Here is a 22,634-nt window from a genome sequence, read left to right on the forward strand (position 1 = left end):
AACCCCTCAGAAACCGGAATCGCTGGCTTCCGATTCCTCGGATTCGTCGCGCGGCCTCTGCATTTCGACGCGCCCCTTCTGGAGCGCGGTCTTGCCCGTCAGCGGCGAGACGAGCACCGTCATGATGTCGCGCTCCGGATCCGCTTCTGCCGGATTGCCGAGCACGACCTGGATCGCCGCCCGCTCCGTCTGCCCCCCGGGCCAGAAATAAAGATACGCGCGATCCTCCTCGATCGGCCCCTCTTGATGCGAGGTGTCGACCGAGAGGAATCGCACGCCGTCGGCGAGGTCCTTGCCTGGCTTTCCGCCCTGCGGCTCGAATCCGAAGGCCTTCGTGGGCGTGAACGAGGGCCGCGGCGCGCGAGGCCCCTTCACGATCTTCTCGGCCTCTTCCATCGCCTTCTGCTCGATGTCCGTGGCGGCCGCGGCACCACCCGTCTTGTCTTTCTTGTCGACCGAGAGCTGGCCGCCGCCCTCCTCGAGGATCACCATCCGCTGCTCGAAATCGAAGACGAGCCGCACGGGTTTTCCGATCGCATTCGCGTGCCCATAGGCGATCCGCACCGCGCTGGCGATCATCACCGACGATTGCCTGAGCCGCGCGCGCTTGAGCGTCCCGAGCCCGACCACCGCCGTCCCCGTGACGAGGGTCATGATGGCCAGGGTGATCAGGACCTCCACCAGGGTCATGCCACGCCGGCCGCGCGATCGCGCGGAGGCGTGGCATGTCGCGAGAGGGGCGGAGGCGCGCGGCATCATTCGAGTCCTCGTCAGAGCGCCGCGACGCGCTTGATGTCGGCGTCTTTGAAGTCGTCCTTGACGTCGTCGGGCGAGTTTTCTTTGCGATCGCGGCCCGCCGAGATCACCGTGATCTCGTCGCCGTCGCATTGAATCTTGAACGGCGTGCCCCACGGGTCGTCCGTCTTCTTCGCGTCGATGTGCTTGCCCTCGACGAGCTCCTTGATCGTCGGACAGCCGCCGCTCGCGCTGTCGAGGTGCATGTACTGCTGCGCCGCGGTCTTGATGACGCCCGCGCTAAGCACCGCGCCGCGGATCTGGCTCTCCTTGTACCGCGGGAACACGAGCGCCGTCGCGCCGCCCGCGATGATCGCCATGATCGCGAGCACGATCAGGACCTCGACCAGCGTCACGCCCCGCGACGCCGCACGCTTCATCTTCCGGATTCGATTCGCTTTCACCTTCATGGTCCGTTCACTCCACGCGGTCGAGACCGCCGATTTCACCATCCGGCCCGTCGCTCGTGAGATCGTACCCCTCCGGGTCCTTCTGACCAGGGCAAACCAGCCGGAGCGGCCTGCCCCACGCGTCGATGGGGTCGATCCCGATATACCCCTCGGCTTTTAGCGCATCGAGCGACGCGGGGCACTTTCGCTCGTGATCCGCCCGATACGCATCGAGGCCCGCCCGGACGACGCCGATCGTGGCCATCGTGGAGCGTACGCCGGTCTTGCGGCGCTCACGCGCGCCGAGGAGGAGCAGGAGCGTGGCCATCCCGAGCGCGAGCGCGACGAGCTTCGCCCGCGCCATGCCGCGGCCGCGCAAAATTCCGCCGCCCCGCTCCCACGGGAACCAGATCGTCGTCTCTCTCTGCCTGCGCCGCGCCACGCCCCGATTCCCCCGTTAGCCTGCAAAACTCGACATCTGGATGAGCGGCATGAGGATCGAGAACGCGATGAACCCGACCGCGCCGCCCATGAACACGATCATGAGGGGTTCGAGCAGGCTCGTCAGCACGGTCACGCGAGTCTCGACCTCCAGATCGTACGCGGTCGAAACGTTCTCCAGCATCTCTTCGAGCTGACCGCTCTTCTCGCCGATCGTGATCATGTGCGTCACGATCGGCGGGAACTGGCCGCTGCGCTTCAAGGGCTCGGCGATGCTCTGGCCCTCACGGATCGAGCTGATCGCGTCGGCGATGACCTTCTCGAGGACGGCGTTGCCGAGGACGTTCTTGACGATGTCCATCGCGCCGAGCAGCGCGACGCCGGCGCTGAGCAGCGTGGCGAGCGTGCGCGAGAAGCGCGCGATCGCGATCATCTGCACGAGTTTGCCGACGATGGGCGCCTTGAGCAAAAAGCCGTGCCATTTCAGCCGGCCGGCCGGCGTGCGCTTCCAGCGCCGGAAGCCCCAGATGCCGCCCGCGAGCAGGCCGAGGACGAGCCACCAGTAGTTGCTCAAAAAGTCGGACGTGCCGATGAGCGTCGCCGTGTACCAGGGCAATGCCTGATCCATCGAGGCGAAGATCGAGGTCACGTTCGGCACGACCGCGACCATGAGCACCGAGACGAGCGAGACGCCGAGGATCGCCATCAGGATGGGATAAGCCATCGCCGAGCTGACCTTCGATGTGAGCTTCGCCTGGGACTCGAGGAACGCGGTGACGCGCTCGAGGACCTGCTGGAGCATGCCCGACGCCTCGCCGGCGCGGACCATGTTCACGTAGAGCGGCGGGAAGATCGAGGGGTGCTGTTCGAGCGCCTTGGCGAAGCTCGTACCCTCGCGGATCTGCTCGCGGACCTGCGTGAGCGCGCGCTTGAGCGACTCTTTCTCGACCTGATCGATGAGGGCCGTCAGCGATTCGAAGAGCGGAATGCCAGCCTTGAGCAGGGTCGCGAGCTGGCGCGTGACGACGGCGACGTCGTTCGTTGACGGGCGCTGCGTGAAGGCGAGGAGGTTGATCGATTTCTTGGTCTTCGCCGCGGCGGCCTTCTCCTCCGCGGCCGTCGTGAGAAGGATGCCGTCCTTGCGCAGGAGGACGCGGAGCGCCTTCGCGTTCTCCGCGTCGCGCACGCCCTTCACCGGCTTTCCGGTGGCGACGAGGATGCCTTTGTATTCGAAGACGGCCACGGCCCGCTCCTCCCTATTCGTCCACGATGATGTCTTCTTGGGTCGCGGCGAGCACTTCCTCGACCGTCGTCATACCCCTGAGGACCTTGCGCGCGCCGTCGTCGCGCATGGTGTCCATTCCCTGCGAGATCGCGACGCGCTTGACCGTCTGCGCGTCGGCGTTCTTGAGGATGAGCGGGCCGATCGCGTCGTCGATGACGAGCAGCTCGTAGATCCCGCGCCTCCCCACGAATCCCTTCTGCAAGCAGGCGTCGCAGCCGCCCGGCTTGAAGAAAACCGGCGAGCTGCCCATTTTCTGCCCGACGTATTCGTATTCGAGCCCGTGTACCGAATACCGCTGCGACGGGATGCGCTTCGCCTTCCAGGCGAGGCGCTCCGGGTCGAGGCCGAGCTGCTTGAGCTCGTAGGCCGTCGGCTGATACGGGACCTTGCATTGCTGGCAAAGCATGCGCACGAGGCGCTGCGCGAGGATGCCGATGACGCTGGAGCGCACGAGGAACGGCTCGATCTCCATCTCGACGAGGCGCGTGACGGCCGCGGCCGAGTCGTTCGTGTGGAGCGTCGAGAGCACGAGGTGACCCGTGAGCGAGGCGTGAATCGCGATCTCGGCGGTCTCCTTGTCGCGGATCTCGCCGACCATGATGACGTCCGGATCCTGGCGCAAGAATGCGCGGAGCGCGCTCGCGAACGTGAGGCCGATCGAGGGGTGGACGTGGACCTGGTGAATGCCGCCGATCTCGTACTCGACCGGATCCTCGGCCGTGAGGATGTTGCGGCTCGGATCGTTGATGCGGTTCAGGCACGCATAAAGCGTCGTCGTCTTGCCGCTGCCGGTCGGGCCCGTGACGAGGATGATGCCGTCGGGCCGATTGATGAGGTGATCCATGATCCCGTATTCGCGCGGGGCGAAGCCGAGATCGTCGAGGCCGAGGAGGATGCTCGTCTTGTGCAAGAGGCGCATGACGATGCGCTCGAAGCCGCGGCTCGTGGGGACCGTGGAGACGCGGATGTCGACGCTCTTGCCCGCGATCTTCAGCGTGATGCGCCCGTCCTGCGGGAGGCGCTTCTCGGCGATGTTGAGGCTCGCCATGATCTTCACGCGGGCGATGATCGGCGCCATGAACTGCTTCGAGGCGCGACGCGCCACGTAGAGCTCGCCGTCGATGCGATACCGCACGACGACGTCGCGCTCCTCGGGCTCGATGTGGATATCGCTCGCGCGCTCGCGGACGGCCTGCGCGAAGAGGCTGTTCACCCAGGCGATGATCGGCGCGTCGTCGTCCGAGTCGATGATGTCGACGAGGTTGTCTTCTTCCTCGTGCTTGTCGCCCTCGAGGTTCGATTGGCCCGCGTCGCGCTTCTCCCAGATGCGGTTGATCGCCTCGTGGACGTGATTGCGCGTCGCGACCGAGATCTCCACGGGCTTCGCGAAGATCGCGCGGACGTCGTCGACCGCCAGCGTATCGAGCGGATCGGCGACGACCGCGTGCACGGAGGTGTCGTCCTCGAAGATGGGCAGGATGAAGCGCTGCTTCGCATACGTGATGGGCAGGCGCGAGGCGACGTCGAATTTGACCTGATCGACGTCGATCTTCGGCATGAAATCGAGGCCCATCTCGGTCGCGAGCGCGCGCGCGATCTTGTCCTCGCCCGCGATGTTCGAGGAGACGATGAGCTCCGTGAGGGACTGGCCGCGCTCGCGTACGGTCTCGAAGAGCGGCGCGAGCTTCTGCGCGTCGACCACGCCGTGGCGGACCAGGATCTCGCCGACGTATTCTTCTCGGGCAACCTGGTTCATGCTCATTCCACGCGCTCCACGGGCCTCGGCGTAGCCGCGCCGGCCGGGCGGCGGCGCGGGGTGGGCGCAGCGGCACCGCCGCCGCCCGCCGCCGGGGGCGGCGTCGCGGTCTGCACGGCGCCGCCGCCGCCGTCGTCCCCGCCGCCGCGGATGGCGATGCTCGGCACCGCAATGGGTTGTCCGGGCTCATGCGTGCGCGCGCCCTTGGGTTTGGACTCTTCCTCGAGCCGCGCCCGCTCCGCCATCTTGATCTGCGATTGCCGGATGTCCTCGACGAGGCCATTGGCGCGCGCATAGTCCTTCGGGGGCTCCCAGCCGGAGTCGCCGAAGACGAAATATCGGTCGAGGAACTCCTGCCGCTCCTGCATCTTGCGCTCGAAGATCGCCCGGAGGTCGTCCTGATCCCGGATGATGTACGGGGTCAAGACGAGCAGGAGGTTCGTCTTCGACGTGGTCTTCTCCGTGGTGCGGAAGAGCGCGCCGAGGACGGGGATGTCGCCCAGGATGGGGATCTTCGTGCGCTTGTTGGTGACGGCGTCACGCATGAGGCCGCCGATCACCACGGTCTGCTGGTCGCGGACGACGAGCGTGGTCTTCGCATTGCGCTTGATGATCGTGACCGCCCCGAGGTCGCCGCCGGCCGGCGGGCCGAGCTCCGAGATACCCTCCGTGATCTCGAGCCGCACTTGATCGGAGTCATTGACGTGCGGCGTGACCTCGATCTTCGTACCGACGTCCTGGCGAGGCGCCGCGAAGCCGCCGCCGAGGCCGCCGAGGAGGCCGAGGCCGCCGAGGCCGCCCGCGGCCCCGCCCGCGCCGCCCGCCGCGCCGAGCATGCTGCCGAGCCCGCCGCCGATGTTGGTCTGGAGCGGGACGTTCTGGCCAATCTCGATCGTGGCCGGGATGTTGTCGGTCGCGAGGATGTGCGGCGTGGCGAGGACGTTCGAATCGTTGTCCGTCGCCATCGCGTGCATGATGACGCCGAACGCGGGGATCGAAATGCCCGTGCCGAGGAGGTTTGCCGACTCCGCGATGGTCGGGCCGCGGACGCCGAGCGCGAAGGCGCCGAGCTGGCTCGCGACCGATTGCGGCGCGAGCGCGGAGGTGAGCGGGGCATTGCCGCCGTAAACGATGCCGTCGCCGCTCGCGCCGTCGATGTCGACGGGCGAGGGCACGGGCGCGCCCATGTGCCAGCGGACGCCGGTGTCGTTCTTGCGGTCGACGTTCAGGTCCATGATGACGGCCTCGATGAAGACCTGGCGGCGCGGCTGATCGAGCTCGTCGATGACGCTGCGGAGCGCGGCGTAATCGCGGAGCGAGGAGGTGACGACGAGCTTGTTCGAGCCCTCGTCACACGTGATCTTGACCTGGCCCTCGAAAATGTCCTCCGTCGAGCCGGGGACGGGCGGGGCAGCCTGCGCGCCGCGGCGACTGCCGGTCGCGCCGCCGCCGGCGCCCGCCGCGCCGCCGAGGAGCTGGTTCAGTGTGCCCGAGAGGTCCTTGCAACCAGCGTGCTGGAGGGGCAATACGTGCATTTGCCCCTCGCCGGATTGCGGGACGTCCATGCGCTTGATGAGCTCGAGAAGGCGCATGTAATCGGGCTGGTTCGCCGTGATGACGAGCGAATTCGTGCGGTCGTCGGCGAGAATGCGCGCGCCGCCGCCACCCGCGCCGCCGCCCGCGCCGCCTCGGGCGCCGCCCTTGCCGCCCGCGCCGGGCTTGAGATCGAGGATCTCGTTCAATTTCATGGCGACATCGTTCGCCCCGGCATAATGGATCGGCTCGAACCAGATCTGATCGCCCGCGCCGCCGACGTCGATATCCTCGAGGATGCGGATCATGCGCTGCACGTTCGAGCCCGTGTCCGTCATGATGATCAGGTTGCCGGACGGGTGGACCGTGATGTCGCCCTCCTTCGATTTGAACTTCCCGAGGACGTTCGCCGCCTCGTTCGGATCGACGCTGGCGACGCGATACATGCGGGTGATGAAGCGATCCTCGGCGGGGACCGCGGTGCCGGCGCCGTAAATGGGGGTCGTCTGCGAGACGACGCCGGGGGTCTCGACGATCTTGAGGAAACGGCCGTGCGGAATGACAGTGAGGCCGTTCGTCTCGAGAATCGAGAGGAACGCGCTGTACGCCTCCTGGACCGTGACCTTGTCCGGCGAATACACCGTGGCTTTGATCTGGCGGAGCTTGCCGCCGTAAATGAAGCGCCGGCCGGTGATGTTGCTGATGGCCTTGACGAGCTCGTTGAGGTCGGCCTCCTCCAGATTGAAGGAGACCATGAAGTTGCCATTACGCGGCTTGAAATCGATTTCCTTCGGGCCCTGCTTGACGCCGGCCATGGGATCCTCGCCGACGACGGGCGCGGGGCCAAACGGCGCCGCAGCGCGCGGCGGCGGGCCGGGCGGGAAGCCAGGAGGATTGCCCGTATTCGGGCCGGCCCCGGCGCCGCCGGGCGCTGCCGGAGCGGCCGCCGCGGGCGCGCCGGGCGTCGGGGCGAGCTGCGGGCGCGCACCGGGCGTCTTGAGGACGGGGGCGCCGCGCGGCGGACCATTCTGCGCGGACGCGATCGCGGGTGCGGAGGCGCAGAGCAGCGCCGCGAAACCGAAGCCAAACCTTCCCAGGCGGGAGTTTCTGTAAGGCGTGTTCATGATCCTCGAATTCGATTCGGTCATTCGCTACGGAAGACTTCAGGGCGTGGCTTCAGCGGGCGCCTCGGCCGGGGCGGCCGGTTTGTTCCGCTTCGGGCGCGGGATCTTGCTGCTCGGTTTGCCCGGCGTCGCCGCCGCGATCTCGGCCGGTTTGTCCGAGCTCGACTCGCTCGCCTCGCTGGATTCGCCCCGGGCGGGCAAAACCGATTTCGCGATCGCGACGACGAGCAGGCTAGCAAGGGCGACGAAGCCGATCGAGCCCACGACGAACGTGCCCACATAGAGCAGCGTTCGCTGGAGCAGGCTCCCCTCGTTGAATGCAGGCAGCTTGAGCTTGGCCATCCCTCGGTCTCCCGTCTCGATGCCGTTCGTCGCGGAACCGTTCGTCCCGGTCACTTGATGTTGAAATCGATCGTCATCGGCTTGCCGCGGCGGTTGACGCTCACCTGGAGCTTGTCCGCGGTGCGGAGCCTCGCGTATGCCTCGAGCGCTTTTTGCGGGTCGCTCATCTCGAAGCCATTGATGGACTGGAGGCGGTCGCCATTCTCGAGGCCGAGTGTACCGAGCAGCGATTCCGGGCGCACGCCGAAGAGCCGGATCCCGACGACCTTGTCGCCCTCCTTTTCGGGTACGATGCGCGCCGACCGCATGAGCTCCGCCTGGTTCTCCAGGATCTGGTCGACGACCGAACGCTCGACGTCGAATTGATTTTCGCTGACCTTGTGAATCTTGTCCGCGATCTCCTTCGGAACAGCCTTTCCTTTGCCCTTCGGCTTCGGCGCCTCCGTGCTCGGCGCAGGCGAGGCGGACGCGAGCTTCTTCGGCGGCTCGCCGTGGACCTGCATCTGGCACCGCGAGCTGCCGCTCGTGAGCCACACGCGATCCCAGCCGATCCAGAAGATCTGGTGGCCCGAGACGTCGTCGCCGCGCCGGCGGAGCTGCGCTTTGCCGTCCGAGCCCGCAATGGCCGCGAACGACCAATCCGGATCCTCCGATTGCGTGATCAAAAGGACCTTGCCGATGTCGCAGACGGGATCGTTGTAGGGATCGCTGTTATCGGGCGCCGGCGCCTCGGGGGCGCTCGGGAGATCGAGGGGCTTGCCGTCGAGAGGGCCCGTGACGGAGTCGAACGGGTTGCGGCTCAGGATCGGCCCGGCGTTGACGGTGCGCTCCTGTCCGGAACTGCTGTGTGACGCGCCACTCTTGGGCGGCGGCGGCGGCGGTGGCATCGACGACGGATCGAGCAGCACGCTGCCGGCGACGAGCTCGCCCATTCCGGACGCCTGGAGATAGGCGGCGGAGGCGATCAAAAGGCAGATGACCGCGGGAAAGTAGCGCTTCAGGATCGCGTCGAGTCCCATGAGCCCAGCTCCGTACTAGCGAGAGACGTGCCAGCCCCGACCTTAGCGCTTCCCGCGCCTTTTTTCGCGCGGGAAGGCCACGATCGACAACGTGGCGAAGGGGGGAGGGTGGGGGCGGCGAGGATTGCCAAAGTGACAATCGGATTTTCAAGCGCCGGGGTAGCGCCGGTCTTCCCGGTGATCAACCTTCGATCTCTCCGAGCTTGCGATAGATCGTGCGGGTGGAGATCCCGAGGAGCTGGGCGGCGACGGATTTGTCGCCATGGGCGTAGCGGAGGGTCTCCCGGATGAGCCGGCGTTCGACCTCGTCGAGCGGGGTTCCGACCGAGAACGTGATCGTCTCGGGGGCGGCGGCGAGGCTCTCGCGGATCGACTCGGGTAGGTCCTCGACGGACAATTTCTCGCCGCGGCAGAGGACGGCGGCGCGCTCGATCACGTTTTCCAGCTCGCGGACGTTGCCGGGGAACGAGTAGTCGAGCAGGCGCGCGATGACCTCGCGCGGGGCTTCGAGGCGGCCGCGATTGTTCTTCGCGCAGTAGACGCCGAGAAAATGGTCGACGAGCAGGGGGATGTCCTCGCGGCGCGCCCGGAGCGGAGGGACGGTGATGGCGATGACGTTCAGACGATAAAAAAGGTCCTCGCGGAAGCGGCCGGCTGCGATCTCGGCGCGGAGGTCCTTGTTGGTGGCGGCGACGATTCGAACGTCGGCGCGGACGGTATCGCCGCCGATGGGCTCGTATTCGTTTTCCTGCAGGACGCGCAGGAGCTTGACCTGAACGGAAGGGCTGAGCTCACCGATCTCGTCGAGGAAGAGGGTGCCGCCCGCCGCTTTGGCAAATCGTCCCTCGCGGCGCGCGAAAGCGCCGGTGAAGGCACCGCGCTCGTGGCCAAAAAGCTCGGCTTCGAGGATGGTTTCGGGGATCGCGGAGCAGTTGACCGCGACGAAAGGCCCGTGGCGGCGCGCGCTGTGATCGTGGATGTAACGAGCGACGAGCTCCTTGCCGGTGCCACTTTCGCCGAGGACGAGCACGGTCGCGGAGGACGGCGCGGCCTGCGTCGCGACGTCGAGGACGCGGCGAAGCGCAGGGCTCGAGCCGATGATCTCGCGTTTCGTGAGGAGCTTGAGCTCCTGGCGGAGGGAGCGGTTTTCGGCGACGAGGGAGCGGCGTTCCGCGGCTTTGCGGACGCTTTTGATGATCGTCATCCGCTTGAGGGGCTTTTCGACGAAGTCGTAGGCGCCCTCGCGCATGGCCTGGACGGCCGTTTCGACGGTGCCGTACGCCGTCATGAGGACGACCTCGGTGTCGGGGGCGAGCTGCTTGATCGCGCGGAGGAGCTCGATGCCGCTGGTGCCGGGCATCATGAGGTCGGTGAGGACGACCTCGACACGGTGTCCGCGGAGGAGGTCGAGCGCGGCGCGGGCCGACGATGCGGTGAGGACGCGCATGCCGTCGCGCTGGAAAATCTTCTCGATGGAAGCAAGGTTACTGGGCTCGTCGTCCACCACGAGCACGGTGGGCGCGTCGGCCCCCGCCTTCGCCTCGGGAGGCGCGGGCGTCGAAGATCCTGACAGCTCGTCAACCATGCCGACAACATGTCACGCCGTGAGGCACGGTGTCCACGTTGTCTGACGGTTCGTCAACTTGGCAAAGGCGAGGTGGTTGGGATCACGAAAATAGACGGGATGCGCCGCTGCCAGGTTGTCCCGCTGTCAGGGTGTCAGCGAATCAACTTCGAGAGCTTTTTGAACGAGTCCGTCCCGGCGCGTCCGAGCCAGTCGAAGACGACGGTTTCCATCGTGGTGATCGTGGCGCCGGCCGCGCGGCAGAGATCGAGGCCGATGGCGCGGTGATCGTCGCGGCGCGAGGCGACGCCGTCGGCGACGACGTGCACGTTGGTGCCACGCGTGGCGAGCTCGCGCACGGTCTGCATGACGCAGACATGCGTCTCCATGCCGAGGACGATCGCGTTGCGCGGCGCGCCGATGGAGGCCCACACGCGCTCGAAGCCACGATCGTCACACGCGGAAAAGTCGATCTTCTCGACGACGGGCGCGCCGAGGTCGCGGAGCTTGTCGCCGATCGGCGCGATCGTGCGGCCGAGGCCCGCGGGGTACTGCTCGGTGGCGAGCACGCGCGCGCCGAGCACGTCCGCGGCTTCGAGGAGCACGGTGGCGGCGCGGACGAGGTCCTTCATGCGGTCCTCGGGCATCGCCGCGGCGAGTTTGTCCTGCACGTCGACGACGAGCACCACGCTCGCCTTGGGATCGAGCCGTCGCATCGTTTGTCCTCCAACGGAGAATGAGAGCAGTCAACGAGAGAGCCGGAAGCTCTTCAAGAATTTGACGAGGTCGCTGCGGGCGTCGAAGCGCAGGAGCGCGCGAGCGACGATGGCGCCTTCCTCGTTCTTGATGGCGCCGGGGAGCACGGTCATCGATTCGACGAGCTCCCGCGCGGAGACGTCTTTCTGGCCTTCGAAGACGTACGGTTTGTCGTCGTCGCCCCGGAAGTGGAACGCGTAGGGGAGCGTGCCCGTGCGCAGGAGGTCCATGCCGAGGGTGCCGCGGAGGTAGCGGTGATCCGCGAGGCCCGGGGCGTCGATCGCGCCCTCGATCTCGACTTCGGGGCGGCGGAGGAAACGGAGGAGCGGGGCGCTCTTGGCGCGGATCGTGAACGCGAGAGGTCGCTCTTTGTGAGGCTCGTCCACGCGGTGGTAGCTGCCCGCCATCGTCTCGCGGAACTCGAAGCCACTCACGGCTCGCCGCCCTCCACGGGCTTGGGCTGCGGGACGGGGAGCGGGGGAGCGGAGGTCTTTTCGTCGAAATCGTTGGAGGGCAAAACGAGTCGCTCAACGCGGGTGCCGTTCGCGAAGGCCTCGGCGATCGCGGGGACGTCCTCCATCGTGACGCGGCCGTAGAAGTAGCCGTCGGGCTCGACGGCGATCGCCGGGCCGGCCCAGCAGACGTCGAGGCAACTCGACGTGCAGGCGCGCACCTCGGTCTTCGCGAGGCCACGCGCCTGGAGCTCGGACTTGAGGGCGGCGTGGATCTCGACGGCGCCGCGCTGCGCGCACGAGCCCTTGGGAGTGCCGTCGGGGCGGCGGTTCACGCAGACGAAGAGGTAACGCTTGCGCTGAGGCACGACGCGAGCCTTACGCCGGGGCTTCCGGCGGTCAAGTCAGGGGGTCGTGACAGAGACGGAGAGGCCGTAGTAGCTCGGATCCGAGGCGCGGCCGCCCGCCGTGACGCGCACGTAGTACGTGCCAGCCGCGACGTTCTCCGCCTTGGCGAGCGAGCAGTAGCCGAAGGCGTCGTCGTTCATGACGAGCTCTTTGCCGGTGGCGTCGAAGATCGTGAGGATCGTGTCGAGCGTGCTCATCACGCAGCCGCCGAGGCCCGCGTCGCCCGTCTGCGCGGTGATCACGGAGCCACTCGCCGCGACCTGGACGGAGACGTAGTCGGCGTCCATGACGGGCGAGAGGATCGCCTGCCAGCCGCTCGCGTAGGTGTTCGCCTGGGAGATCGTGTCGTTCGGCTCGGTCTCGTGGATCTCGAGCTTGCAGGTCGGGCTGCATCCATCACCCGCGGTGGTGCCGCCGTCGTCGCACTGCTCGCCGGGCGTGCGCACGCCGTCGCCGCAGGTGTTGGTGATGGCGTCGATCACGAGGCGGTAGTGGAACGTGGAGCTCGAGACGTCGGGCGCGGCCGTGACGCGCGCGTAGTACAGGCCCGGATCGACGAGCGAGAGCGTGGCGCGCGAGCAGTAGCCCTCGCCCGCGTCGTCGTCGCTCGCGAGGACGGTGGCGCCGTTCGCGCCGAGGATCTCGACGAAGGTGTCGAGCTTCGACGCGGCGCATGCGCCGTCGCCCGGATCGCGGGTCTCGACGACGAGGCTCGCGGCCGCGGGCAGATCAAACGAGAAGACGTCGACGTCGCCGGCGGGCGCGATCTCGGCGCCCCACGGCGAGCTCCACGCGTTCGCCTGCGCGGGCGTGTCGTTCGGCTCGGTCTCGCTCGTGACGAGCTTGCAGTTCGCGTCGCAGAGATCGGCGCCGCCGGGGTTTCCGTCGTCGCACTCTTCGCCGATCTCGGGGTTCAAGTTGCCGTCGCCGCAGACGGGATCCGGAGGGCTGCCGCCCGTGCCGCCTTGCCCGCCCATGCCGCCCGTGCCGCCTTGTCCACCCACACCGCCCGCGCCGCCTTGTCCACCCGCGCCGCCTTGTCCTCCGCTGCCGGAGCTCGACGAGCTGGTGGTTGGGCGCGGCGGGAGCTTGTCCTCGCCGCACGCGACGAGCGCGAGGCCGAAGAGCGCGGCGAGGGACCAGATCGGCGAGGTCATTCGCTGTCGACGCACGAGTAGGTGATCTCCCAGCCGTTGAGGGTCGGCGCGGCGCCCTTGTTGGCGGTCGGGTTGAAGGTGACGGAGAACTCGAGGAACGACTGTCGCGCGCCGGGCAAACCGAGCTTCGTGTACACGTCGACCGGGCAAGGCGAGGGGCCGGCCATCGTGCAGAGCTGCGTGTCGACGGGCGAAGACTTGGCCGTCGCGAGCGTGGTGAACGCGCCCGAGAGCGCGGCCGCGGTGTCCGCGGTGCGCGCGGCGAAGAGGAGGTTCGAGTCGCCGGGCGTGACGCTGTCGTAGGCGAGGTAGCCCCACTGCACCTTGGTGCCCGTGGGGCAGGTGGCCTGGTAGACGTGCGTGAACGTCTGCGCGGTGTACGCGCCCGGGCAGCCGAGCTCGACGTCGATCGTGGCGCCGGCCGAGTTCAGCACGGTCTGGCACGTGTTCGGGCAGAGGAAGATCTTCGTCGGGTTCTGGGCGTTGTCGTAGTACCAGCCGTTCCCGCACGCGGCCTGGCTCGCGACCTTGGCGAAGGCCACGGCGTTGCCCGACGTGGGCATGAACGTGACCGTCGCGTCCGTCGGATCGAAGAGGCCCGCGTTCGGCAGGTCGAACTCGCACGCGACGACGTCGCCTTTGATTTCGAGGAGCGCGGAGAGCATCTGCTGCTGCGCGTCGCCCTGATCGGTGACGAAGAACGCGTTGGCCGTGCCGCCCTTCTGCGCGATGAGGTTCATCAAGGCGACGTTCGCGTCCTGGATGCCGATCGCGTACGTGAGCACGCCGGCGTTGACGAACGCGTCCTCGGCGTAGCCCGCGATCGTGTTCGAGTCGGTGCCGCAGGAGTTCGGATAGCCGTCGGTGACGAACACGACGACGGTCTGCTGGTTCGGGTTCGCCTGCTGGTAGGCCTTGGCCCACTTCTCGGCGCCGGCGAGCGCGGGCAGGAGCGGCGTGTCGGCGGCGGGCAGGGTGTTGTTGATCTCGTTGAGGAGCTTCTGCTCTTGCGTGTCGGTGGGCGCAGACGCGGTCGTGAGCTTGGCGAGCGGGACGAGCGGGACCGCGCACGCGTCGATGCTGCAGTTCGTGTCGTCGCAGCCGGTGACGGGCTTGTAGTGCTCCCAGAAGCGCAGCGCGACGCCGATGCCGGCGGACGCGGGGTCCGAGAAGAACGCCTTCAGCGCGCCCGTGGTCTTGCCCCAGCGATCGTTCGTGGTCATCGAGCCGGAGCGGTCGAACTGGACGAACATGTTCACGGGGCGGATCGTCCGGCTCGTGACGGAGGAGCAATCAGGCGGCTCGCAGGCGTTGCCGCCGCTCGCGAGCGACCAGTTGTTCTCGCAGAAGCACTCGGTGACGTAAGGGTTTGCCGCCGTCTTCTTCGGCGGGTTGATCATGATCTCGCGGTTGCCGTTGCCGATGCCGCAGGCGTTCGCGTCGACGTTGATGCACTGGCCGGGCGGGATGGGCTGCTGTGTGAGGCACTCCATCATGCCGGCGTGCGTCTGATCGGGCGCGCACTTCGGGTACTGCTGCGAGTTCGCCGGGAAGTGGACGAGGCGGATGCCCGCAGGCGCCTGGGTTTGTCCGTGGTTGCAGACGGGCACGACGCCGTTGCACGGAACGCCGACGGAGAGGTCGATCCCTGGGCATTTCGGGTCGGTCTCGCCGGGCAGCCACGGCGTGCACGCGCCCTTCACGGGGCAGCTCTCGTTGCAGAGCGTCTTGACCTTGTCGACGCAGAGGTTGTCCCACTTCGTCGTGCAGCAGGACGGACTCGCCTGGCAGATCGTGGCGACGCACGCGTCACAAGCGGCGTTCAGCGCGGCGCCCGAGTAGCACTTGTCGTGCGCGCAGGGCGGGTCGGTTTTGCAGTCGGCGCCGCAGAGGCTGTAGACCTTGTCGACGCAGCTCGGCGTCCAGCTCCCCTGCACCCCGGCGCAGCTCTTCGGGCAAGCGGTGGCGAAGGCGTCCACGCAAGCCTGCGTCCACGTGCCGGTGCAGCAGGTCGGGTTGGCCGTGCAGACCGTGTTCACACAGGTGCTGCAGGTCTTCTTCAGGCCGACGCCCGTGACGCACGGGTCGTGCGCGCAGGTGCCGCTGTACGGGATGAGGCAGCAGGTCGGATCCGCCGTGCAGATCGTCTTCACGCACGGATCACACTCGGGGTAGAGCCCTTCGCCGACACTGCACTTGTGGTGCGAGCACGTGTTCGAGGTCGGGCTCTCGCACTGCATGTTGAACTGGCAGTCGCTCGCCTGCGCGCACGGCTCCTTCAGGCCCTTGTTCACGAGGCCGTTCGGAAAGTCGCTGAGGTCGCCGTTTTGCCAGTTGTAGACGCTGCCCCCGGCCTCGGGCGTGAGGCCGGCGTCGGGCTGCTCGTCGAAGACCTGGCACGAGGGATCGCAGGGGTTGTTGACGCACGGGCCCGAGACGTGGCTCAGGATGATGATGCCGCCTTGGCCGTCGTCGTCGGGGCGCGCGGAGGTCTCGCGGATCTTCCCCTTCGGCGGCGCGATGCGCGAGGAGATGGTGCCGTCGGCGCAGGGGGCCCACGTGCCTTCGACGCACGTCTGCGTGCCGTCGAGGCAGGTGAGGATCCCGTTTTGCTCGCCGATCGTGACGTGGCACTCGCGTACCTGACCATCCACGCAGGGTCCCGTGCTCGTCCCGGCGCCAGTCCCGCCGCCGCCGCCGCTGCCGCCGCTACCTCCCTCGCCGGGCCGCGCCCCGAGCGGCCCCTCGGCCGAGCACGCGGCGAAGACCACGCCCAGAGGCGCGAGGACGAGCATCACGAGGGCGAAGGTCGATCGGAGAGCCACGCGGGATCCCGCGCCGGACGAGCCGTTCTTTTCGAGCGTCCCTGTCGATCTGCCCGACGCACGCGCCATGGGTCGAAACCTCCGGTGGATCCTTCGCAACAAGCAAGACTGCAGGATCCGGGGCGAAAGAAGCAAGCAACGTGCCCCGAACGGTCAGGCCGCGTCCACACGAAGGGCCAGGCGCGGAGGCGGAATGCGCGTGGGTGGCTTCGCAATCGAGGAGCCTGGTAACGGCGTCTACCGGGGAAAAAGTTGCGCAGGCCGCAACCGTTTCACAACCGGCGTACGGGGCCTCGGGCGCGGGTAGGGTAGAGGGGCGCGCGCCGCGAAAAACGGGCTTGTCGAGGCCCGGGTCCACGCGCATGCTCGGCCCGGGCGCAGGCCCTTCCCGGCCCGAGGATGCGGCCGGTTCCCGATGGCCCTCGCTCGCAGGATCGGGGAAAGCTCCAAGGACCGTGCACGCCCACTCCATCGCCGGATTCTTGAGCGCGTGGGTGGTCGCGTACGTCGCGATCGCCACGTTCTGCTTCGTCGCGCGGCGGAAGGAGCGGATCCGCGGGCGCGAGGTCGACTTCGTCCTGTTCGGGTTCCTCTGCCTCACGCTGTCGGTGCACACGGCAGGCGTGGCGGCGCTGCACGTGATGCGAGACGCGGCCTTCGTGCGGGGCGCGCTGCTCGCGTCGGACGTGGGGCGCATGCTCGCGGCGGCGGTGCTCGCGCACGTGGTCGCGCAGCTCTCGCAGATGCGGCTCACGCCACGCGTGCTCTTCGCGATCTACGGCGCGGCGGTGCTGCTCGGGGGCGCGAGCGTGGTCTTGCACGTGCGGCAGTTCGACACCGTGGCCGAAGCGCCGGTGACACTGCTCGGGCTCTCGGTCGTGGAGGTCACGACGCCGGCGCATCCGCTCGCGGCCGTGCTGTCGATCGGCTCGTTCGCGACGGCGATCTTCGCGGCGCTGGTGTTCGTGCGGAGCGCGCTGCGCGGGCGAACGGATCTGCTCCCGTCCTTGTGGGGCGCGCTCGCGCTCGTCGTGAGCACGGGCTACGACGGGTTCTACGCCGTGCTCCGGCAAGGCAAGCCGCTCACGAGCCCGTATGGATACGCGGCGTTCGTGATGGGCGTCGTGATGTCGCTCCTGTCGCGGTACGTGTCGCTGCGGCAAAGGCTGGAGGAGCGCGCGTCGGAGCTGAAGCAGCGGTCGGCGGAGATCGCGCGGGCCTACGAGGAGCTGCGCGCGGCGCAAGCGGAGCTCGTGCGCAAGGAGCAGCTCGCGGCCGTGGGAGAGCTGTCGGCGGTGATCGCGCACGAGGTGCGCAATCCTTTGGCGATCATCACGACCGCGGTGGCGACGCTCCGGCGTGAAGGGCTCGGCGAGGACGATCGGCAGACGCTGCTCGGGATCCTCGACGAGGAGGCGTCGCGGTTGAACCGGCTCGTGGGGGATCTCTTGCGGTACGCGCGGCCGGTGCGCTGCGAGCGTCAGCCCGTGTCGCCGCGCGAGATCGTGGAGCGCGCGCTCGCGCTGTCGCAGAACCAGACGAGCGTGAAGGTGACGCTCGTGGAGCCCGAGCCGCTCGAGCGGATCCAGGCGGATCCGATGCTGCTCCGGCAGGTGTTCGAGAACATCGTGACGAACGCGCTGCAAGCGATGCCGGGTGGCGGCTCCTTGACGGTGACGCTCGTGCCGCACGCGGAGAGCGGCGCGAGCGGGGTCGAGGTGCGCATCGCGGACACGGGCGAGGGGATGGACACGTCGGTGCGAGATCGCGCGCTCGATCCGTTCTTCACGACGCGCGCGGCGGGGACGGGGCTCGGCCTCGCGATCGTGGCGCGGATCGTGGACGCGCACGGCGGGCGGCTGTCGATCCAGAGCGACGTGGGCGCGGGGACGGAGGTGCGGATCTTCTTGCCACAGCAGGGCGAGCCCATGCCGGGGCGGAGATCGGTGCCGCCAGAGATCAACCGGACGAGCTCGCTTCCGCCGATGCCGGTGGAAGTCCGGCGCGCGTTCGCCGGGAGGAAAGCGTGACGAGAGGCGTAGATCAAAGGGCCCAGCGGCGCGCGGAGATCGTGCGCGCGGACAAGCGGTACGTGTGGCACCCGTACACGCCGATGCAGCGGTACATCGACGAGGTGGATCCGCTGGTCGTCGAGCGGGCTTCGGGCGCGCGGTTCTTCGACGTGGATGGGCGGAGCTACCTCGACGCGAACTCGAGCTGGTGGGTCGCGACGCTGGGGCACAACCACCCGCGGCTCGTGGCGGCGCTCGCGCGTCAGGCCGAGAAGCTCTGCCACGTGTCGCTCGCGGGTGTGACGCACGAGGGCGCGGCGGTGCTCGGCGAGGAGATCGTGGCGATCGCGCCGCCGGGGCTCGGAAAAGTGTTCTACAGCGACGACGGCTCGACGGCGGTGGAGGTCGCGCTGAAGCTCGCGCTGCAGATGTGGCACAACGAAGGGCGGCCCGAGCGGCGGAGGTTCGTGGCGCTCGACGGCGCGTTCCACGGCGAGACGATCGGCGCGACGAGCCTCGGGGGCGTGGAGGTGTTTCGCAAGCCCTTCGCAGGCGTGCTCATGGAGTGCATCCACGTGCCGCCGCCCGAGGGAGATACGCCGGCAGATGCAGGCTATGCGCGGGCCTTCGAAGCGCTCGAGAAGCTGCTCGCGGAGGGCAGCGACACGATCGCGGCGGTGGTGCTGGAGCCGCTCGTGCAAGGCGCGACGGGGATGCGGATGTACGACGCGGCGTACCTGCGGCATGCGCGTGCGCTCTGCGATCGGTACGACGTACTGCTCGTGATCGACGAGGTGTTCACGGGCTACGGGCGCACGGGGCCGATGTGGGCGTGCGAGCACGCCGGGATCACGCCCGATCTGATGTGCCTCGCGAAGGGGTTTTCCGGCGGCATGTTCCCGATGGCGGCGACGCTCGCGTCGCCGCGGGTCTTCGACGCGTTCCTCGGCGCGCCAACCCGAGCCTTTTATTACGGGCACTCGTTCTGCGGAAACCCGCTCGGCGCGGCCATCGCGCGCGAGGTGCTCGCGATCTTCCGCGAGGAGGAGATCCTCGCGAAGGCCCAGCCGAAGGCCGCGCGGATCACGAAGGCGTTCGCGGCGATGGGCGCGATCCCGGGGGTTTCGCGGGCGCGATCGCTCGGGATGATCGGGGCGCTCGATCTGTCGAAGGGCGCGAGTTACCTCGGCGGGCTCGGATGGCGGGTGTTCGCGGAGGCGCGGCGGCGCGGGGCGTATCTACGGCCGCTCGGCGACGTGGTGTACGTGGCGCCGCCGCTCACGATCGCGGACGACGAGCTCGAGACGTTGCTTGGGATCGTCGAGGAAAGCGTGCGGGCGGTGCTGCGGTAGCCGTTACGCGCGCTCTCTCCCCAAGCGAGCCCTGCGGCGACGCAAGCGAAGCACGAGCGCACCGAGCCCAGCCACGACGGCCGCGCCGGATGCACTCGACGCGCTTCCGAGGCCGCAATCACATCCGCCCGCCGGTTCGAGCTCGCGCGGCACGCCGCCGTCGCCGCCGCCGCAGGTGACGGCTCCGCTGCCGTCACACGCGCACGGATCGATCGCGAGCGTCGCCGCGATGCCGGGCCAGGTCATCAGGCACGCGGCCGGCGTCGTCGCCCCCTCGCCGCATGCGAGCGGGCAGATGTCGGGCAGGTTGTAGAGGTTCTCGAACGTCTTGCCCTCGTCCTTCGAGAAGCCGACCGTGAAGCCGTCGTCGAACTGGTTGCCGCACGCATAGATGCCCGCGGTCGTCCACGTGAGGCAACGCGTGTAGATGTCGCTGACCTTCTGGAACGCGAGATCGGCCGCGTTCGCGATCTGGACGCCGTCCTTGGGGCCGCCGACCGCGACGCGCGTGCCGTCGGGTGAGAGGGCGAAGCCGAGCAGATCGTCCGCGGCCGTGAAGACCTCGGTGAAGCTCGCGCCCGCGTCTTCGCTGACGAGGAGCTTGTCGACGGGATCGGCGCTCAGGCGCAGGTAAACGCGGTCGGGGTTTTGCGGGTCGATCGCGGCGAGGAAGGGGACGCCGCTCGCGAAGGAGGCGTCGAGGTAGGTGCGCGTCCACGTGGCGCCACGATCGTCGGAGCGCTCGATCGCGGGCGCGAAGGATTTGCCCACGATGCCACTCGCGTAGATGCGTTCGGGCTTCGAGGGCGCGACGTCGACCGTGAGGGCGATGAAATCGCTCAGGATCGGCGTGCCGGCCTGCGTCCAGGTGGCGCCGTTGTCGGCGGTCTCGGCGAGGATCACGTGGAAGCCGTCGGTGCCCTTGCCGGTGGAGGTGATGGCGACGCCGCGCGAGGGGTCGTCGCGGTGGACGGAGACGTCGATGACGTACTCGTCTTTCAAGGGATCCTGGACGAAGCCCCAGGAACAGCCGCGATCGTGGCTCACGCTGAGGCCTTCGAAGACGCCGGCGAGGATCGTTCCGTCGCCGAGCACGCCGATGGCCGGATCCTGGGTGCCGCCGTAGCCGACCGCGCCCTCGCAGATCCACGACCAGGTGCCGCCCGCGTCGGAGCTCTCGAGGACGCCGTACGTGGTGCGGAGGACGATGTGCGAAGGATCCTTGGGATCGACGACGAGCTGGTCGGCGATGGGGAAGCGCCCGTTCGCGTGGGATTCGGCGGGCACGAGGAGCGAGAGGGCCGCGATCGCCGCGGCGAAGGGTAGCAAGCGCATGGCCGATCCTAGCGCGTGGACATGCGCTCGGCGGCGGCGGCGTCTTCCTGTCCGAGGCGGACGTCACGGAGCTCGGCGCCGAGCAGCTCGATCGCGGCCGTGACGAGGGGGTGATCCGCGATGGCGCGGCGCGCGTTGTCGAGGCGGGCGCGGAGGCCGGCGCCCTCGATCTGCGCGAGCGTGACCGCGCCGCTCTGGGGGCGGAGCGCTTCGAAGGTGACGTCGGGCTTGCCGCCGTAATGCGCGGCGAGGGCGGCGCGGATGGCCTCTATGGCGACGGGCTCCTGCGCTTGCTTGCCGAGGAAGGAGTTGGCCTCGAAGCCGAGCACGATGCCGTCGGGGCCGATGCGGACCAGCGCGGCATGTTCGAGGACGGAGGCGAGGGGAGCGCGCTTGGCGCGGACGAGCTCGATCACGGCGCGAAAGGCAGCGAGATCGGCGGGGTTCGGGGCGGAAGGTCCTCGGGATACGCCCTCGGCAGGAGGCGGAACGGTCGAAGGCCGTGCCGCGGCGCCGTTCGTGGGAGGTGCGAACGAAGGCCGACCGTGCGGAGCGCCGTTCGTGGGCGCTGAAAAGGTCGCGGCTCCGTGCGCAGCCCCATTCGTGGGAGGCGCGTACGGAGGCCGTCCGTGCGCGACCCCGTTCGAAGGTGGCGAGGAGGTCGACGGACCGTGCGCGACCCCGTTCGCGGGTGCCGGAGGCGCCGAAAATGTGGTTGGAGCGACGTTCGCGGCTGATGGACCGGGCGACGGGTCGGCGGAGGCCCCTCGGCGCTGGCCTGGCGGGGTTCCGCCGCCTTGCATGGGTCTGCCGTGCCCGACGCTCCCCGAAGGCGCGCCGCCGCCTCCGCCGCCGCCGAGCAGGCGACGCTCCATCTCCCCGATCCGCCGCAAGAGATCGTCCACCGGCATGAGCGGCGGCCGGCGCGCGAGGCGGACGAGCGTCATCTCCAGCGCCGCGCGTGGCTGGCCGCTCCGGGTGACGTCATCGAACGAACGCGAGAACCCTTGATGCAAGCGCGTGAGGTCGTCCGCCTCGGCGCGTGCCGCGAGGGCCTTCACGTCGGCGAGCTCGCTGTCGGCGAGGTCGAGCAGGCCCGTCGGATCCGCGGAGACCTTGGCGACCACGAGGTCCCGCAAATGCGCGAGGAAATCCCGCGCGACGTGCGGCAGATCGTAGCCCTGATGCGCGAGGTCGGAGACCGTGCGCAGGCATGCCTCGGCGTCGCCGTCGACGAGCGCGGCCGCGAGCCCATGGAGGACCGAGCGATCCGCGACGCCGAGGACGCGCGCGACGCCCTCGGCCGTGAGCTTGTCGCCGTCGACGCCGACCCACGCGAGGACCTGATCGAGCAAGCTCATCGCGTCGCGCATGCTGCCCGCGGCCTCGCGGGCGATGATGGAGAGCGCCGCGTCCTCGTAGGCGACGCCCTCGCGGTCGAGGACGAAGCGCAGGCGCGACGTGATCGAGAGCGCGCTGATGAGCTTGAAGTCGTAGCGCTGGCAGCGGCTCAGGATCGTGACCGGGATCTTGTGGACCTCGGTCGTCGCGAAGATGAACTTCACGTGGGGCGGCGGCTCCTCGAGCGTCTTGAGGAACGCGTTCCACGCGTTGTTCGAGAGCATGTGGACCTCGTCCACGATGAAGATCTTGAACCGGTCGCGCGAAGGCCGGTACGGCAGGCTCTCCTGGAGCTTGCGGACGTCGTCGACGCCGGTGTAGCTCGCGCCGTCGATCTCCTGGACGTCGACGTCGCTGCCGACGGTGATCTCCTTGCAAGGAGGGCACTCCTGGCAGGGTTTCGACGTCGGACCCTTCACGCAGTTGAGCGATTTCGCGAGGATGCGCGCGCTCGTCGTCTTGCCGACGCCGCGGACGCCCGTGAACAAGAAGGCGTGCGCGACGCGGTTCTTGGCGATCGCGTTCTCGAGCGTGGTCGAGACGTGCCCCTGACCGACGAGATCCTCGAACGACTGCGGTCGGTACTTGCGCGCGAGGACGACGTAGCTCATCGCCGCCTCGACGTAGCAGAAAGGCGTGCTGGCGTCTCCCTACCCAGTCCCCCGCAGCCGGACCGACGCGGCGGGCA

The 22,634-nt window shown here is 68.5% G+C and carries 18 protein-coding genes; 2 read left to right on the forward strand and 16 right to left on the reverse strand.

Going from position 1 to position 22,634, the window contains the following annotated elements:
* Positions 1 to 6: 6 nt before the first annotated feature.
* The 14 genes from KEG57_RS08585 to KEG57_RS08650 form a co-directional block, all read right to left on the reverse strand.
* Positions 7 to 759: a pilus assembly FimT family protein gene (locus KEG57_RS08585; RefSeq protein ID WP_372518157.1), complete on the reverse strand. Its 753-nt coding sequence runs from the start codon at positions 757 to 759 to the stop codon at positions 7 to 9.
* An 11-nt stretch (positions 760 to 770) separates the two neighbouring features.
* A complete protein-coding gene (locus tag KEG57_RS08590; protein ID WP_272417578.1) occupies positions 771 to 1,205 on the reverse strand; it encodes a type II secretion system protein in 435 nt (144 codons plus the stop codon).
* Positions 1,206 to 1,212: 7 nt separating this feature from the next.
* Entirely contained in the window at positions 1,213 to 1,626 is a 414-nt protein-coding gene (locus tag KEG57_RS55510) for a type II secretion system protein GspG (protein ID WP_272417579.1), read from the reverse strand.
* 15 nt (positions 1,627 to 1,641) lie between these two features.
* Entirely contained in the window at positions 1,642 to 2,868 is a 1,227-nt protein-coding gene (gene gspF / locus KEG57_RS08600) for a type II secretion system inner membrane protein GspF (protein WP_272417580.1), read from the reverse strand.
* 13 nt (positions 2,869 to 2,881) lie between these two features.
* Entirely contained in the window at positions 2,882 to 4,666 is a 1,785-nt protein-coding gene (gene gspE, locus KEG57_RS08605; protein ID WP_272417581.1) for a type II secretion system ATPase GspE, read from the reverse strand.
* A gap of 2 nt (positions 4,667 to 4,668) precedes the next feature.
* A complete protein-coding gene (gene gspD, locus KEG57_RS08610; RefSeq protein WP_272417582.1) occupies positions 4,669 to 7,323 on the reverse strand; it encodes a type II secretion system secretin GspD in 2,655 nt (884 codons plus the stop codon).
* Positions 7,324 to 7,362: 39 nt separating this feature from the next.
* Entirely contained in the window at positions 7,363 to 7,665 is a 303-nt protein-coding gene (locus tag KEG57_RS08615) for a hypothetical protein (RefSeq protein ID WP_272458359.1), read from the reverse strand.
* 50 nt (positions 7,666 to 7,715) lie between these two features.
* On the reverse strand, positions 7,716 to 8,684 hold the full coding sequence (gene gspC, locus KEG57_RS08620) for a type II secretion system protein GspC (RefSeq protein ID WP_272417584.1): 969 nt from the start codon (positions 8,682 to 8,684) through the stop codon (positions 7,716 to 7,718).
* Positions 8,685 to 8,865: 181 nt separating this feature from the next.
* Positions 8,866 to 10,269 carry a sigma-54-dependent transcriptional regulator gene (locus KEG57_RS08625; protein ID WP_272417585.1) on the reverse strand — a complete coding sequence of 468 codons (1,404 nt, stop codon included), beginning with the start codon at positions 10,267 to 10,269 and terminating at the stop codon, positions 8,866 to 8,868.
* Positions 10,270 to 10,403: 134 nt separating this feature from the next.
* Positions 10,404 to 10,964 (reverse strand): isochorismatase family protein, encoded by a 561-nt coding sequence (locus tag KEG57_RS08630; protein ID WP_272417586.1) that lies wholly within the window; start codon positions 10,962 to 10,964, stop codon positions 10,404 to 10,406.
* 30 nt (positions 10,965 to 10,994) lie between these two features.
* Positions 10,995 to 11,438: a hypothetical protein gene (locus KEG57_RS08635; RefSeq protein WP_272458360.1), complete on the reverse strand. Its 444-nt coding sequence runs from the start codon at positions 11,436 to 11,438 to the stop codon at positions 10,995 to 10,997.
* Complete coding sequence (locus tag KEG57_RS08640) at positions 11,435 to 11,824, reverse strand: (2Fe-2S) ferredoxin domain-containing protein (protein WP_272417588.1); 390 nt, start codon at positions 11,822 to 11,824, stop codon at positions 11,435 to 11,437. Before KEG57_RS08640 ends, KEG57_RS08635 begins: the two co-directional genes overlap by 4 nt.
* Positions 11,825 to 11,860: 36 nt before the next feature.
* Positions 11,861 to 13,036, reverse strand: coding sequence for a pre-peptidase C-terminal domain-containing protein (locus KEG57_RS08645; protein ID WP_272458361.1), 1,176 nt, complete (start codon positions 13,034 to 13,036; stop codon positions 11,861 to 11,863).
* Positions 13,018 to 15,915: a vWA domain-containing protein gene (locus KEG57_RS08650; RefSeq protein WP_272458362.1), complete on the reverse strand. Its 2,898-nt coding sequence runs from the start codon at positions 15,913 to 15,915 to the stop codon at positions 13,018 to 13,020. The genes KEG57_RS08645 and KEG57_RS08650 overlap by 19 nt, the downstream gene beginning before the upstream one ends.
* 386 nt (positions 15,916 to 16,301) lie before the next feature.
* On the opposite strand from KEG57_RS08650, the gene KEG57_RS55515 reads away from it, so the two are divergent.
* Both KEG57_RS55515 and bioA read left to right on the forward strand, forming a co-directional pair.
* Positions 16,302 to 17,876, forward strand: a complete 1,575-nt coding sequence (locus KEG57_RS55515) for a sensor histidine kinase (RefSeq protein ID WP_272417591.1) — start codon at positions 16,302 to 16,304, stop codon at positions 17,874 to 17,876.
* A complete protein-coding gene (gene bioA, locus KEG57_RS08660) occupies positions 17,873 to 19,210 on the forward strand; it encodes an adenosylmethionine--8-amino-7-oxononanoate transaminase (RefSeq protein WP_272417592.1) in 1,338 nt (445 codons plus the stop codon). Before KEG57_RS55515 ends, bioA begins: the two co-directional genes overlap by 4 nt.
* A gap of 3 nt (positions 19,211 to 19,213) precedes the next feature.
* Here bioA and KEG57_RS08665 read toward each other — a convergent pair whose 3' ends face one another.
* Together KEG57_RS08665 and dnaX are read right to left on the reverse strand one after the other, a co-directional pair.
* Positions 19,214 to 20,545 (reverse strand): MYXO-CTERM sorting domain-containing protein, encoded by a 1,332-nt coding sequence (locus KEG57_RS08665; protein WP_272417593.1) that lies wholly within the window; start codon positions 20,543 to 20,545, stop codon positions 19,214 to 19,216.
* A gap of 8 nt (positions 20,546 to 20,553) precedes the next feature.
* Complete coding sequence (dnaX, locus tag KEG57_RS08670; RefSeq protein ID WP_272417594.1) at positions 20,554 to 22,557, reverse strand: DNA polymerase III subunit gamma/tau; 2,004 nt, start codon at positions 22,555 to 22,557, stop codon at positions 20,554 to 20,556.
* Positions 22,558 to 22,634: the final 77 nt, after the last annotated feature.

This window comes from Polyangium jinanense (assembly GCF_028435365.1).